The 14,968-nt window shown below is 41.8% G+C and carries 12 protein-coding genes; 5 read left to right on the top strand and 7 right to left on the bottom strand.

Going from position 1 to position 14,968, the window contains the following annotated elements; genetic code table 11:
* Nucleotides 1-9: 9 nt before the first annotated feature.
* The 7 genes from D3873_RS00600 to D3873_RS00570 all read right to left on the bottom strand — a co-directional run bounded on the left by D3873_RS00600 (nucleotide 10) and on the right by D3873_RS00570 (nucleotide 10,527).
* On the bottom strand, nucleotides 10-453 hold the full coding sequence (locus D3873_RS00600) for a GNAT family N-acetyltransferase (RefSeq protein ID WP_238473798.1): 444 nt from the start codon (nucleotides 451-453) through the stop codon (nucleotides 10-12).
* A gap of 133 nt (nucleotides 454-586) precedes the next feature.
* Nucleotides 587-2,497, bottom strand: a complete 1,911-nt coding sequence (locus D3873_RS00595; RefSeq protein ID WP_119882185.1) for a PhoX family protein — start codon at nucleotides 2,495-2,497, stop codon at nucleotides 587-589.
* Nucleotides 2,498-3,043: 546 nt separating this feature from the next.
* A complete protein-coding gene (locus tag D3873_RS00590; RefSeq protein WP_119882184.1) occupies nucleotides 3,044-4,831 on the bottom strand; it encodes an ABC transporter ATP-binding protein in 1,788 nt (595 codons plus the stop codon).
* Nucleotides 4,824-6,578, bottom strand: coding sequence for an ABC transporter ATP-binding protein (locus D3873_RS00585; protein WP_119882183.1), 1,755 nt, complete (start codon nucleotides 6,576-6,578; stop codon nucleotides 4,824-4,826). Before D3873_RS00585 ends, D3873_RS00590 begins: the two co-directional genes overlap by 8 nt.
* A gap of 68 nt (nucleotides 6,579-6,646) precedes the next feature.
* Nucleotides 6,647-7,069, bottom strand: coding sequence for a MarR family winged helix-turn-helix transcriptional regulator (locus D3873_RS00580; RefSeq protein ID WP_119882182.1), 423 nt, complete (start codon nucleotides 7,067-7,069; stop codon nucleotides 6,647-6,649).
* Between the two features lie 354 nt (nucleotides 7,070-7,423).
* Nucleotides 7,424-9,724, bottom strand: a complete 2,301-nt coding sequence (helD, locus tag D3873_RS00575; RefSeq protein ID WP_119882181.1) for an RNA polymerase recycling motor HelD — start codon at nucleotides 9,722-9,724, stop codon at nucleotides 7,424-7,426.
* 317 nt (nucleotides 9,725-10,041) lie between these two features.
* Nucleotides 10,042-10,527: a DUF4825 domain-containing protein gene (locus tag D3873_RS00570; RefSeq protein ID WP_119882180.1), complete on the bottom strand. Its 486-nt coding sequence runs from the start codon at nucleotides 10,525-10,527 to the stop codon at nucleotides 10,042-10,044.
* 170 nt (nucleotides 10,528-10,697) lie between these two features.
* Between D3873_RS00570 and D3873_RS00565 the strand changes: the two genes are divergently transcribed.
* The 5 genes from D3873_RS00565 to sstT all read left to right on the top strand — a co-directional run bounded on the left by D3873_RS00565 (nucleotide 10,698) and on the right by sstT (nucleotide 14,832).
* Nucleotides 10,698-11,141, top strand: a complete 444-nt coding sequence (locus D3873_RS00565; RefSeq protein ID WP_119882179.1) for a GNAT family N-acetyltransferase — start codon at nucleotides 10,698-10,700, stop codon at nucleotides 11,139-11,141.
* Nucleotides 11,142-11,166: 25 nt separating this feature from the next.
* Nucleotides 11,167-11,520, top strand: a complete 354-nt coding sequence (locus D3873_RS00560) for a YciI family protein (RefSeq protein ID WP_119882178.1) — start codon at nucleotides 11,167-11,169, stop codon at nucleotides 11,518-11,520.
* A 70-nt stretch (nucleotides 11,521-11,590) separates the two neighbouring features.
* Nucleotides 11,591-12,322 carry an ABC transporter ATP-binding protein gene (locus D3873_RS00555; protein WP_119882177.1) on the top strand — a complete coding sequence of 244 codons (732 nt, stop codon included), beginning with the start codon at nucleotides 11,591-11,593 and terminating at the stop codon, nucleotides 12,320-12,322.
* Entirely contained in the window at nucleotides 12,319-13,347 is a 1,029-nt protein-coding gene (locus D3873_RS00550) for an ABC transporter permease (RefSeq protein ID WP_119882176.1), read from the top strand. Before D3873_RS00555 ends, D3873_RS00550 begins: the two co-directional genes overlap by 4 nt.
* Nucleotides 13,348-13,605: 258 nt before the next feature.
* Complete coding sequence (gene sstT / locus D3873_RS00545) at nucleotides 13,606-14,832, top strand: serine/threonine transporter SstT (protein WP_119882175.1); 1,227 nt, start codon at nucleotides 13,606-13,608, stop codon at nucleotides 14,830-14,832.
* Nucleotides 14,833-14,968: the final 136 nt, after the last annotated feature.

Here is a 14,968-nt window from a genome sequence, read left to right as displayed (position 1 = left end):
ATAGCTTGTTTATCGTAACCGCTTCTCCATCACGATCATATGAACGAGCTGCTTTCCGTTTTCAAAAATAGGTTCCGGGTAATGATCCGTGAAAAAGTTATTGATTTGATGAGAATACTCGAAGCCACATGCTTCATAAAAAGGAATGGTAAGAGGACTATCACCGGTTCCTACTCGCATAACATCCGCTTTTTCAGCGAAATAGTTCATTAGAAATTGAACCATTTTCTTGCCATAGCCTTTTCGCTGAGCGGAAGGAGTTGTGGCAAGATTTTTTAATTCCACAACACCATTTCCTTCATCCGTCACGACCGCGATACATTTAACGCTGTCTTCTTCCAAGACGAACATATCGCCCCGATCTAAATAGCGTCCAATCATCGTCTCCGATTCATCCGCAAGTAGTAGTAAATCCACATAATCTTTTTTGTTATCCACTATTTTTTTTATCAAATTTGTCCACCTCTTTCGTACTCCCCCAACGCCAGTAAGCAAGTAGAGGAAAAATAGTACCAGCCACCGGAGGGGAGCCGCAACATACGTTGCGCTTTCCTTCTAGAGGCTGGCAGTTCATTCATTTATAGTGTTACTTTTTTTCTGTGTTACGAAGCGATGGTAATCCAGAAATATATCCAACTCCACCTGTTTGGTTTATACCTATTTGTTCATCTACTGCTTCCAGTAACGCATTTTTGTCAACAGCAGTGATGGTTTTCCCAGCCACTTCATCTCCTGGATGTTGGAAATTACTGAAGATATATGAAAATCCTTTTCGATCATCTGCGGCAAATAAACCAGTAGATTCCGCTCCAACAGGTGTTGATAATATACGGTCAAGTTCTTTCGTTTCCAGATTATACGCCCACACAAAGTTGTTCGTATGCGCACTGCTATCTTCTCCAATAAATAATGTATTCATTGCATCGGAATAACTTAAATTATCTGGATTGGCGATTTTATCTACATTCGCAGTATTCCCATAAGCATCTGGAGCTTTTAAATCTTCCCCTACTAATAGTCCCTTCATGGATTTCGCCACATAATCACTCTGGATTAGCGCGCCTTTGCGATCCTTTTGGTTCCCTAGCAGATTTAGCTGGTACGTTACACCAGATTTGAGTTTCGGCAATTGTATATCATCCACTGGATCCTTTCCAGTAAGGTCTTTTTCCATCCCTTTACTCTGATCTGCAATTGCCATATATAAGGCATGATCCTGTGCATTTAACGCTAGACCTTCCATCTTATTAAATTCCGTCGTAGCTCCTAACAGTGCTGCATAACGACGTGATTCCAACAGTGCAGCTGCTTTTTCTTGTCCTGGTTTCAGCTTAAGATATTCGACTTTTCCATTATTTGCGTATGTTTTAATCGCAGTAAATCCTTCTTTTGGAACATCCGAACTTTCAAATATATCTTCGAAGGTTATTCCACTATCTATGATAGCTTTTACTTCTTTATCCGTACTATGACTTAATTTAATCCATTCCAAGTCTCCTGAACCGCCTGTCTTCGTTCCTGTTTGATGGAACTTCGCTGCGTATAATGTACCTGCTGACAAATCTTTTTCTCTGTCTGCAACATACATAAACATCGCAGTTTGACTTCCATCATCTCCAAAATACAACGTACGGTTATCAGGCATTACTTTTGTCATTTCATGCGAGAATCTACCTGTGCTGTAATGTTTAACAACAGATGATTCCCCTTTTTTGTTGATTGAAATCTCTGGAATGTAGCCGTAAAAATAAGGGTTCGCTTTGTCTTCCTCTCCAAAATACAACTTACCAAAGGTATCAACTTGGCTTCTTGTCGTCGAAGTAGGATCTAAATAAGCTCGTGCATCTGGTTCGTATTCTTCCGATCCTAGATGTGTGTTCCACGGGGAAAGCGATCCATTACAAGGAATCCAAAGACCATTAACTTCGGAGAAATCGATTTTTTGCACGTTCTTCGGTGTCAATTCACCGGTTTTTTTCGATTGATTTAATGTGGTTAGCGACATGGATGCGGGAACTAGTCCATATGCTGAATTTCCAGCTTTGTCGATTGTTTGGTATTCATAATGTGTCACCATATAGAGTTTTCCACCAATTGGATTTAATACACTATTTGAATCTGGCGCATCGGAAACAAAGTAATCTCCAGTTGGGCTGCTAGGATCTTTAATTGGCTGACCATTTACATCAATTGGCGTACCAGCAGGAATTTTTTCTCCGTTTACAGTAGCTACTTTGTCTTCGGATTTAAAGAGAGATTGATAAGATAAAGGATACGATGTAACTTTACCATTCGAGTATGTTACATCCACTGTAGCAGTTGTGTAAGTTTGAACCATTTCGTCAATTGTCTTTGGTGATTCCATCCCATTAAATTGTACCGACTCCACTTTCATGTGTTTAGGGGAAAACGCTTCGGCAGGTGCCCATGCAGGGACAGAGATGGCCAATGCTAATGCTGCGGTAACTCCAGTTTTCACTCGTTTGTTCTTATTCATCCTCGTACTACCTCCTGTGAGTTGGAATGCTTACGATTTGATTTAACCAAACGAATGTAAATCTAGTGTTAACCTTATGTAAGGGTAGGATTAAGGTTTGATGACAGCTTCGTGTAGAAACGAAACAGCTTCATTCCGATGCAAGCTCCGTTGGGTATGACAATTAGAACAGCGTATATTCAACATGAGCTTATAGAATGTAACGCTTCCGTTAAATACGATGCATTTTCCCATCCAGATGATAAGTGAATTTTATTACCAGCATCATAATAACACTATAAAAGACTCCCTATAAGCGCGAAACACCGTTCTATCAGCGCAGCTCTACCTTCTATTGGCGCAAAATGAATTCTATCAGCGCAAATCGGATTTCTATCGGCGGTTTTGCCAATTCTATTGGCGCGTATCAATCATTGCAGTTCATTCCTCTAAACCGCTAACTGATCTCCTCGATCCGTTCAACCTATAACACCACAATAAGCAATTTAGTTACAAAAACAGCCAAGTATCTTTTCATGGAAAAGAATACCTGGCTGAAACAACTTTTTATGCGACATCAAATTGACTATTATACAAATCAGCGTAGAAACCGTTTTGCGCTAATAGTTCGTCGTGTGTGCCACTTTCGACCACATCTCCGTCTCGCATGACTAAAATGACATCTGCATTTTTGATCGTCGAAAGTCGGTGGGCAATAACAAATGATGTTTTCCCGACGGTTAAACGGTCCATCGCTTGTTGAATGAGCACTTCTGTGCGTGTATCAACGGAGCTTGTCGCTTCATCGAGGATTAAGAACGGCGCGTCTTCTACCATCGCACGTGCAATCGTGATCAACTGTTTTTGACCTGCGGATAAATTCGCTTGGTCGTCTAAGATCGTGTCATAGCCGTTCGGCAAGGTATGGATGAAATGGTGTAGACCGACAGCTCGACAAGCCGCTTCGACATCTTCATCTGTAACGTTTTGTTGATTGTACTTAATATTGTCTCGAATGGTCCCTTCAAACAACCAAGTATCTTGCAGCACCATACAGAATAATTCATGCAAATTATCTCGTGTAATGGCACTCGTTGGCACGCCATCGATCAAAATTTCCCCATCTGTCACTTCATAAAAGCGCATGAGTAAATTGATCAGCGTGGTTTTCCCTGCTCCCGTAGGACCAACTATTGCTACTTTTTGACCCGCTTTTGCTTCGAATGAAAAATCTTGGATGACGTTCGATTCCGGTTCATAACCAAATTGCACATGATGGAATGCGATATCTCCTCGTACATTTTCTGGTGTAAGTTGCGTTGTTTTTTGGTGTTCAACTTCTAATTCTTCTTCATGTAAGAACTCAAATACACGTTCACTTGCAGCAGCTGTCCCTTGTAAATTGGTTGCTACTTGAGCTAGCTGAGAAAGCGGTTGTGTAAATAAGCGGATGTATAGCATAAAGGCAACGATGACCCCAAAGGAGATTTTGCCATTTGTCGCAAGAACGGCACCGACAACACTGACGACAACATAGCCGAAGTTTCCGACAAACATCATAAGAGGCATCATTAACCCAGAAATGAATTGCGATTTCCAGGCACTGTCATATAGTCGCGTGTTGATCGCATTAAAATCATCTGTTGCTAGGTTTTCCCCATTGTATGCTTTTACTGTTGTGTGACCAGTATAAATTTCTTCAATTTGTCCATTAATATTTCCGAGCTCTTGCTGCTGTTGACGGAAAAACTTCTGGGATTTCGCAATAATTGCCGTCATTAATCCAAACCCAATAATAGTCGACAATACGGCAGAAATTGCCATAATCCAGTTTGTATAGAACATCATAATGAGTGATCCAAGAAACATCGTGCCAGCTGCCACGAGTGAACTCAAGCTTTGGTTCATGGTTTGACTGATTAAATCGACGTCATTCGTGACGCGACTCAACACATCCCCAGTGCTATTCCGGTCGAAATAACGAAGGGGTAGGCGATTAATTTTTCCAGAGATATTCGTTCGCAACTTTTTGGATACTCGCTGCGTGACGGTCGCCATGATAAAGCCTTGTAAATAGTTGAACACAAAACCAAGCACATACAAGCTCGCTAAAATAACCGCAACGCGCATCACCGCATCTAAATCGATCGACGAACCCAAACCTTCTGTGATTAAATCGGTAATTTCACGGAGTAATTCAGGTCCGATAATATTAAATATCGCTCCCGCCATTGCCAGTACAAGTGCAGTGATGATCCAAGCTAAGTAGTCCCGGCAATACGCAAGAAGTCGAAGCATCGGCTCTTTAAAATTGGTTTGTTGTTTATCGGGTTTGCTTCGTTTTTTTCTAGCCATTTGCGAGCTCCTCCTTCGACAATTGCGAATATGCAATCTCTTGATACACGTCACACGTTTCCATTAATTCCTCGTGTGTTCCGGTGCCGACAAGTTTTCCTTCATCTAATACTAAAATTCGGTCCGCGTCTTTAATCGTTCCAATTCGTTGTGCCACAATAATCGACGTCGCATCTGAAATTTCTTGCTTCAACAACGAACGCAATACACGATCCGTTTTATAATCGAGCGCGGAAAACGAATCATCAAATACATAAATTTCAGGTTGCTTGTAAATCGCTCTCGCAATTGACAGACGCTGCTTTTGCCCACCCGACAAATTCGTTCCACTTTGAGAAATAGGCGCTTCATAGCGCTCTTCCATTTTTTCTACAAAGTCAGCTGCTTGCGCAATTTCCAGCGCTTTTTTCAGCATATCTTCTTCAATCGATGTATCGCCAAATGCCACGTTTGATTTCACAGAACCAGAGAATAACTCCGCTTTTTGTGAGACAAACCCTATTTTGGAATGAAGGGCCTCTTTCGTATAGTTCCGGACATCTACTCCGTCAACTAGTATCTCTCCTTCTGTTACGTCGAAAAAGCGAGGAATTAAATTGACGAGCGTACTCTTCCCACTGCCTGTTGACCCAATGATCGCGACCGTTTCACCTAACGAGGCAGTAAAACTAATATTTTCTAAAATCGCTTCTGCTGCATCTGGGTAACGGAACGTCACATTGTGAAACTCTACTTTTCCTTTTATGCCGGGCTTACCTTGCACTTCATTCCCAGGTAAAATCATTGCTTTTGTTGCTAATACTTCTTGGATACGTTTTGCGGAGACCGCTGCACGTGGAAGTAAAATGAAAATAATCGACAGCATCATAAATGCCATAATTACTTGCATTGCATAGGAAGAGAAGACGACCATATTCGAGAAAATCGTCAGTTTTTCTGGTCCTGACGCTGCTTGAATCAAAAACGCTCCAATCCAGTAAATCGCGAGACTAATTCCCGACATGATGAAGCCTATCGTCGGCATAAGGATCGCCATTGTGCGCATCGTAAACAAATTCGTGCGTGTCAATTCCTCATTTGCCACTTCGAATTTTTGTTCTTCAAAGCCTTCCGCATTATAGGCATGTACGACACGAATTCCAGACAAATTCTCCCGAGTTACACGGTTCAAATTATCGGTAAGCGTTTGAATAATTCGGAATTTCGGTAAAGCGACAAGCACGATGACGAGTAACACTGCGATAAGAAGCGCAACCGCCACACCAGTAGCCGCACTCCACTCCCAGCTCTTACCGGTAATTTTAAAAATCGCCCACACCGCTAAAATCGGTGCTTTCACAATTACTTGAAGCCCTGTGGCAATGAGTAACTGCACTTGCGTAATATCATTCGTCGAACGTGTGATAAGACTTGGTGTAGAGAATCGATTCATTTCCTCCATCGAAAAACTTAACGTTCGGTCAAACACGAGTCGGCGCAATCGCAACGAAAAACCAGCCGCTACTTGAGCTGCAAAAAAGCTCGTCACAATCGCAGCTGCCATACTACCGATTGCACATAAGAGCATGAATACCCCTTGATCTAGCACTTCCCCCGTTTCACTTCCAGGCGTTTGAACAAGCATCGTAATTTTGAACATATAATCTGGAAGTTTTAAATCTAGCCACACTTGTAGCACGATGAACATCACACTAAAGGCGATAAATGTCCATTCTTTGCGCTGCAAATACGATAACAATTTCAGCATTTTCGTTTTCCCACTTTCTCTTTGTCTAGTTGAGAAGCACTCCCCACTTATTCCAAACTCAAGGTGTTTTATCTCGATTCTTTTATTGTCGCTATACGCTTCATAATGCGCGTGAAATCTTTTGAATCCTCTTCCCCGAGTTCTTGCAACAAGTAAGAAAGTGCCGTTTGCGCTTCCTCTCGCTCTCGTTTCACAAATTCTCGACCTTCTTTCGTCACAGTAACAATCACCACACGCTTATCTGATGGATCTTGCACTCGTTTAATAAATGCTTTTTTCTCCAAGCTTTTTAACGTGGAAGCTACTCGCGGCGTCGTAAGATCCAGTTTTTCACTCAGTTCACCAGAAGTCGCTCCATTATTGTGATAGTGCAAATAGGCAAGAATCTTCCGTTCCCCAAATGACACGTTATCAAGTTGCTTATTTAACGACAATTTCCGCACGCGAATCATTGACTCCATTAACTCTTCAGCAAGCTTCGAATAATTCATTCTACGTCCTCCAATATTTATCTAACACTATTAGATAAATTACTCCTATACTCGCTTTCTGTCAATACAAAAACGTTAGTAAACTCTTTGCGCTGATAGAATCGGGTTTTGCGCTTATAGACGGAAATTCGCCCTTATAGGAAGATGCGTCCCGCTTATAGAGCTCGGATTCGCGCCAATAGAACGCCATTTGTATTACTTTTTGGATGTGCTTACTAGAAATCCCCACTTACCCTGAGAACCCCTACTTCCAAGTGGACCGTTTTCGCTCGCGAAAACGCCATACTTTATTTCCAAAAGAAAAGCTAGCCCGCTTGCGCATTTAAACGCTTAAGAGAGCTAGCATCTATTCCTTTATTCTTCTAAAAAGTGACTTTTCGGTCCTAAACTAAACACAATAAGCTCATGCATTGCACGAGTGCACACCGTATAAAGCGTTCGACGTAAGCTTTCGTCTCCATACACTTTATCGGATGCATTATAGACAATAACCGCTTCAAACTCTATGCCTTTCGCTAAATAAGAAGGTATGACAACGACACCTTCTTCGTATTCGTTAGACTTTGTTGTGATCAACACATGATCCATCGTTTCTCCTAGTACGCTTGAAACGTCTTTTCTTTCTTTCGCTGATTGGCAAATGATGGCGATACTCGTGAATCCTTGTTCTTTCCACTGGTTCACTTTCGCCACAATTTTTGCATGAAGCGTAGTTTTCGACGTAAACTCTTCTACCACTGGTTCTTTTCCATCACGCTCAAATGGCACGATAGGGTAAGAATTCGGGACAAGTCGTTTTGTGAATTCTACAATTGGTTTGGTCGAGCGATAGCTTTTCGCTAAGTGAATACTTGACGTCTCTTCTTCGCCAAAAAGCGTAGTCAATAACGAAAATTCATTCGAATCTTGTGAATGAGAAAAAATCGACTGATTAAAGTCGCCTAACACCGTCATTCTCGCAGAGGGAAATAACTGCTTTAAAAATGCAAATTGAAACGGTGAATAATCCTGCGCTTCATCTACCACGACATGCTTAATCGAACGGTTTGATGCAAATCCAAGCATGGCTTCTTTTAAATAAATGAACGGTGTTGCATCTTCGTAAAAAATATGTCCACGATCAAGCGTTTTCTTTGTCATCGCTCCAATCGCTTTCCATTCTTTTGGCAACGTCACATTCCCATTAGATTGGACATCAAATAATTGACAATAAAGGCCGGTCCAGTCCACGAAATCATAGGAATGCACTGCCTTTACAACTGGGTTCATTCGCCGCTGCACAATTAATCTGGCAAGATCCTTCTCATCCACTTCGACGTCTGACACGTCATCCCCACGTAGCCCTTTTTGCTTCGCAAGTGCGACTTGAGCTTCGTAAAACTGCGCATTATCTAAGGAATCTACCGCTTCTTGCACCCACGGTTTTTGCCGTTCATTCTGCGCAAATCCTTTGAGTTTACTCTCCAACCATAACCGCACTTCTTCTAAGCGATTCGCAAATCGCATCGTCGACTCCTGTGAATAAAACCGTTTCGCAATTTGGTCTTTATTCACCAGTATTCTTCCACGGAAACGGATATCTCGGAACGCCATTCCTTCTGTTCCGAATCGGGTAATCGCTTCTTGAATATAGTCAAAGCATGCGACGGATGCTTTCCACTTCATCCCTGCGATTCTAACAGGGTAATTTGGAGAATCGCGTTTAGTCAGCACATATTCTAATTGAGCAAACGGCGTTTCCATCTTAAATTGTTCGTCAATACGATCTCGCATGTACTCTTGAAATGTCGCTTGTTGCATATTTTCTTCCCCAAGCTCTGGAAGAACATTCGAAACATAGCTACTAAACATCGGGTTAGGTGAAAAGAGCAAGATTTGATCACTCGTGACCGTATCTCGGTATTTATATAGAAGATACGCAATTCGCTGCATCGCAACAGATGTTTTTCCACTACCAGCTGCCCCCATCACAATGAGCAATTTCCCTTTGTCATGGCGAATGGCTCTATTTTGTTCCTGTTGAATCGTCGCTACAATCGATTGCATCTGTTTATCCGTTCCTTGACCAAGCACTTGTTGCAGTACTTCATCGCCAATGGTGACTCCCGCATCAAACATGGACACGAGCTCTCCATCACGAATAATATATTGCCACTTCTTTTCTAATTCTCCTTGAATGTTCCCACCGTCCGGGATTCGGTACATCGCAGGTCCAGGTTCATAATCATAGTAAACACTCGCAATCGGTGCACGCCAATCGTAAATAAGAAAATCTTCTCCGGATGGATCCGTTAACGTCGCCACACCAATATAAATCGGCTCCGTTTGATCCGTCCCTTCCTCTTTAAAATCGATACGACCAAAGTAAGGAATATGTTGTAGACGTTTTAATGCATCTAACCGTTCCCCTGCATGTCGATGAGTGGATTGACGAATCGCCAATGCTTGCGCTTCTTGTCGTAGACCGATAATCGTTTCCATATAATCATCAAACGAATCAGTACTCACTCTCACTTCATCCCAAAAATGTTTTCGAATGTGAATGACATCTTCTTTCAGCTTAGTGGTATCTCCCTCCAGCTTCGCGATCTCCAGTTGAATGAATTTCATCATTTCCCTCACGCGCTGTTGTTCTAAAAGTAGATTGGACTCCATTACGCCACCCCTTTTTTCATTCTCGGAAGAGAATATGTTTGACACCTCCGGAATTTTGTTCTATAATTAAAATAAGGATACATATAAACTAATTTAAATTATAGAACATAACTAAGTAATTATAGCATATAGAAGCGGTACCGACTAGACTCTACACAAACAAATGTGGGAGTAATTTCTAGTAGGTCCGCTTTTTTTATGGAATGAAGGATACATAGTTGCAACCTTCTTTAGTGTATGCAAATTTTGTGGTAATCCTCGCTTGGATCACTTGAAATTCTGTATCCAACCCTCATTTACTCCCTATCGGACTACCGCTATTGTGGAATTAACTCGGAAATCGCATTCTCATTCTCTAGTTTTTCTTCCATAAGCGTTTGAAGTTGGTCTTCTGTTTCCACCTCGCTTAACTCTTGGCCATACCATTCTTCCACCTCTTGTCTAGACAATTGGTATTCCTTTTCTGGAAAAACAAACGTGATGATCTCGACATTTTTTACTAATGTATACAGATATGTTGCATTCGAAACCATGATTTCTCCTCGTTTATGTTCATCCAAAAACGTATCTTCTTCCTTATAGGAAATCTCGATCCCATATGGTTTTTCATTTGTTTCTAACGCAATTTGATCAACCGATTCATTGCCCGGCATCGTCTTGACAATTGCGACGACAGAACTGTTATCCCCCACATACGAATCTTTGTAATCAAAAACATCTCCGTACATCGTCGATTCTTCATTACACGCAGCCAAACTAGTTGCAAGGATGATGGATAGAAAGAAAGTACCTGTTTTTTTCATGTGAAATCTCCTCTTTTATAAAATGCTGAACACGGTAATTCGTTATAAGATTCGCGAGTAAGGCCCGGTACACCTTTTTTCAAAATAAAAGGAGGTCTTTTCTACCAAAAAACAGAATATACCTACAAAAGTACTTTCGCTACGTTTATAGATTAAAGGAGCTCGGAATCATGCTATATCTTGAAACTATCACAAAACATAATTGGCTAAAAGCAATTTCCTTACAGGTAAGAGACGACCAGCTTACATTTGTAGCACGAAACGTGGTGTCACTTGCCCAATTAAATTTTCTGGACCATTTCCAAGCGAAAGGTATTTTTGCGGAGGATGAAATGGTTGGTTTTACTCTCTTCGGAATAGACGAAAAAGATCAGTCGTACTGGATTTACCGCATGATGATTGACCAACACCATCAAGGAAAAGGATACGGAAAAGAAGCGTTAAAGCTTATCATTGAAGATATTCGCAAGCAAAAAGAAGCCCACCATTCAACGATTACGTTATCGTACGAACCCGAAAATGAGGTCGCCAAACAACTATATGAAAAAGCCGGTTTTCGTGAAGTCAACGGCTTACTTATAGAAAACGAGCAAGTATCTCGATACACATTTTAATCCATTGAAGAGAGGAGAATGTTCGATGCTTTTTATGATACTGGTGAAAGCCTCAAAAAATGCAGAAGCAGGGAATTTTCCAAGCGCAGAATTACAAGAGGCTATGACCAAATACAACCGGGAATTAGTTGCTGCCGGGGTTCGAGTAATGGCAAAAGGTCTCTATCCAAGTTCGAACGGCGTGAAGATTTCCTATCCTTCACCAGGAGCGGAACCAGTTCGAACGGAAGGGCCATTCGAAAATCCAAGCGACATTGTCGCAGGGTTTATTTTACTGGACGTGGATTCGAGAGAAGAAGCGCTTAAGTGGGCTATGAAAATGCCGGATCCCCAAGGCGATGGAGAAGGACAAATTGAAGTACGACAAGTGCACGAATAACTCTCTTGAATTCTCGGATCCGACTGTAAGAATACATGCACCATTTAGTCCATTTCAAGGAGGTCCATTTATGGATATAACCGTATCGCACGTTCATAAGAGTTTTGACAAAGTTCCTGTTATTCAGGATATTTCGCTGACCATTCCGAGTGGCAACATCACTTGTTTTCTCGGTCCATCTGGATCTGGAAAAACGACGTTAATTCGGTTAATCATCGGCGCAACGCACGCGGACGAGGGATCTGTTTCGTTTGCGGAAACGAAAATGCCAAATATGGAACTACTGAAAAAGATTGGTTTTATGCCACAAAACGATGCGCTTTATCCAGATTTATCTGCAGAAGCGAATTTACACTTTTTTAGTGGCTTATATGCGATGGAAAAATCACATCTAGCAGCTCGAATCGAACACGTCTTACAATTGGTGGAGCTAACTGCTGACAGAAAAAAATTGGTGAAACATTACTCCGGGGGCATGAAAAAACGATTATCCCTAGCGATCGCGCTATTACACGAACCAGACTTTCTGTTTTTAGATGAACCCACAGTAGGAATCGATCCGGTTCTTCGTCGAACCATTTGGCAACAGTTTCAAGCATTTAAAAACTCCGGCACAACGATCATTATTTCCACCCATGTCATGGAGGAAGTGTTGGAATGTGACGTCGCTGCATTAATTTACAACGGGTCGTTAATCGAATATGGAAGTGTAACGGAGTTAGTGGAGAAAACGGAAAATGGTCGAATAGAAGAACTGTTTTTATCCGCTGCCTCGCACCAGAAAGCAGGGAATGTCACATGATCCATTTAGCGAAGCGTGTCATTCTTCAGACCCTTAATGACAAACGGAGTATTATGATGATTTTGTTTGCGCCACTGCTCATCTTAACGCTCGTCTATTTCTTATTAAGTGACTCTGACTATATCCCTATTGTCGCGATCGACACGTCTACTACTCCAGCAAAACTCGTGGAAGCCTTACAGAACGAAGCGCTCACGATTGAATCGATTTCGAGTGATGAAGCAAACTCGCCAGAAACGTATCTCCAACAATATGATCAAGTCGATGCAGTACTGACGCTTTCTTCTCCAACAGAAGGTACCATTTCGCTTGTGGAACCATCAACGAAAGCAACACAAACGCTGCAAACGATTCAACAAGCTCTAAGTAAGGTCAGTCCTTCGGCGAATCTCAAGCGTACGTTTCTTTTTGGGAATGAAGAGCAGTCGACTTTTGACAATCTAGGCTATGTATTTCTCGCATTATTCTCTTTTTTCTTAGTATTTATCATATCTGCGATGGCACTTGTTCGAGAACGAACAGGAGGGACACTCGAGAGGCTATTAATGACGCCGATCAAACGTCTAGAGGTCATTCTCGGGTACATCATGGGATACGGAGTTTTCGCCATTATTCAGAGTGTCTTACTCGTGGTATACGCCATTTATGTCCTGAACTTATCACTAGCTGGCAATATCGGATGGGTTGTCTTAACGATGGTGTTATTAGCCGTGACGGCCGTATCCTTCGGAGCGACTATTTCCGTCTTTGCTGACTCGGAGTTACAAGTAGTCCAAATGATTCCATTTACGATTATTCCGCAAGTCTTTTTCTCTGGATTAATTCCGCTCGATTTAATCCCGTTCCATCTTGGTTATTTAGCATACACGATGCCGATCTTTTATGGTGCCACTGCGATAAAAGAAGTAATGGTCTATGGAGAAGGAATTGCTGGCATTTGGGGATATCTTGTCGGACTTCTCGTTTACACAACTGTTTTAATTCTTCTCAACACCCGCGTCTTAAAGAAATTTAGAGAACTTTAACGCCTCACCCTAAGTTTCCAACTCGTGTTGGACATAGCTTAGGGTGTTTCATTGCCCAAAATGAATGCCTCTTTTGTGAATGAATGAAGATACAGGTACTCGTTGTCGTTTCATTCCTTTGCTCCAAGCGTACTCCAAAAATTCCTATTGTCAGAAGCGTGTAAAGTCGATATACTACTAAAAATTATGTCTCATGTATTTCTCCATTGAACAGCTCGGAAAATGCAGACAATCTTACTATTGGAGGAGGATTACACCATGAAGCGTTTACTGTCAAAATGGAACTCAATTAGTTTAGTCAAACAAATCGTGCTCGGTCTGATTATCGGAATTGTACTTGCAGTCACGATTCCAGACATTGCAAAACCAGTCGCTCTTTTTGGAACGTTATTTGTTGGTGCGTTGAAAGCAGTCGCTCCAATTTTAGTATTATTCCTTGTCATTTCTGCCATCGCGCAACATAAACAAGGGCAAAAAACAAACATGAAGACAATCATTGGCCTCTATTTCGTTGGAACGTTTGTCGCAGCACTTGTGGCAGTGGTCGTGAGCTTTTTATTCCCCGTCAGCTTGACACTAACAGAAGGAGCAGAGGAACTTGTAGCTCCTGGTGGTGTTGTGGAAGTGTTAAAAAATTTACTCCTCAACGTGGTCGATAACCCCGTTCACGCCCTAATGAATGCTAACTATATCGGAATTCTAGCATGGGCTGTTCTAATCGGACTTGCGTTAAAGCATGCAGCAGAAACTACAAAAACCGGTATTGCAAATATTGCCGATGCCATTTCCACTATCGTAACGTGGATTATAAAGTTTGCACCACTTGGAATTTTAGGATTAGTATTTGAGTCCATCACCGCAAATGGACTAGAATCACTACTTGGGTACGGAAAACTTTTACTCGTGTTACTCGGATGCATGGTCATCATTGCGTTAGTAGTGAATCCACTTATTGTGTATTTATTCATTCGTCAAAATCCGTATCCGCTAGTAGTTAAATGCTTAAAAGATAGTGGAATCACGGCATTCTTCACAAGAAGTTCAGCCGCAAACATTCCCGTGAACATGAAAATTTGTGAAGAGTTAGGGTTACATAAAGATTCTTACTCTGTGTCCATTCCGTTAGGAGCAACGATTAATATGGCCGGAGCTGCTGTGACGATTTCCGTCATGACGCTTGCCGCGGTTCACACATTAGACATCCAAGTCGACTTTGCGACCGCCATTATTCTAAGTGTACTTGCGGCAGTCAGTGCTGCCGGAGCTTCCGGGGTTGCAGGTGGATCACTACTCTTAATTCCACTTGCCGCAAGTCTTTTCGGTATTCCAAACGACATCGCCATGCAAATCGTGGCAGTCGGATTTATCATCGGAGTACTTCAAGACTCCTTTGAAACAGCACTCAATTCCTCTACAGACGTTCTCTTTACTGCAGCTGCAGAATTCCGAGAATGGCGTAAAGATGGCAAAAAAATTGATATCTAAAAATGACTTCATTTAAAGAGAATAAACCCAAGGTACTCGCAAGTTATCGCGAAGACCTTGGGTTTCGTTTTTCAATATGGGAATGGATTGTTGAAATTTTAAGGAGAATTGATCGCCTACGCCCCAAAATCGATCG

The organism is Paenisporosarcina cavernae, from assembly GCF_003595195.1.
Taxonomy (GTDB): Bacteria; Bacillota; Bacilli; order Bacillales_A; family Planococcaceae; genus Paenisporosarcina; species Paenisporosarcina cavernae.
This window is presented reverse-complemented; position numbering and strand designations above follow the sequence as displayed.

Excerpts from the sequence above, each read along its gene's own strand:
- D3873_RS00595 (WP_119882185.1), bottom strand. The coding sequence starts at position 2,497 with ATGAATAAGAACAAACGAGTGAAAACTGGAGTTACCGCAGCATTAGCA.
- D3873_RS00590 (WP_119882184.1), bottom strand. The coding sequence starts at position 4,831 with ATGGCTAGAAAAAAACGAAGCAAACCCGATAAACAACAAACCAATTTT.
- D3873_RS00585 (WP_119882183.1), bottom strand. The coding sequence starts at position 6,578 with ATGCTGAAATTGTTATCGTATTTGCAGCGCAAAGAATGGACATTTATC.
- D3873_RS00580 (WP_119882182.1), bottom strand. The coding sequence starts at position 7,069 with ATGAATTATTCGAAGCTTGCTGAAGAGTTAATGGAGTCAATGATTCGC.
- helD (WP_119882181.1), bottom strand. The coding sequence starts at position 9,724 with ATGGAGTCCAATCTACTTTTAGAACAACAGCGCGTGAGGGAAATGATG.
- D3873_RS00570 (WP_119882180.1), bottom strand. The coding sequence starts at position 10,527 with ATGAAAAAAACAGGTACTTTCTTTCTATCCATCATCCTTGCAACTAGT.
- D3873_RS00565 (WP_119882179.1), top strand. The coding sequence starts at position 10,698 with ATGCTATATCTTGAAACTATCACAAAACATAATTGGCTAAAAGCAATT.
- D3873_RS00560 (WP_119882178.1), top strand. The coding sequence starts at position 11,167 with ATGCTTTTTATGATACTGGTGAAAGCCTCAAAAAATGCAGAAGCAGGG.
- D3873_RS00555 (WP_119882177.1), top strand. The coding sequence starts at position 11,591 with ATGGATATAACCGTATCGCACGTTCATAAGAGTTTTGACAAAGTTCCT.
- D3873_RS00550 (WP_119882176.1), top strand. The coding sequence starts at position 12,319 with ATGATCCATTTAGCGAAGCGTGTCATTCTTCAGACCCTTAATGACAAA.
- sstT (WP_119882175.1), top strand. The coding sequence starts at position 13,606 with ATGAAGCGTTTACTGTCAAAATGGAACTCAATTAGTTTAGTCAAACAA.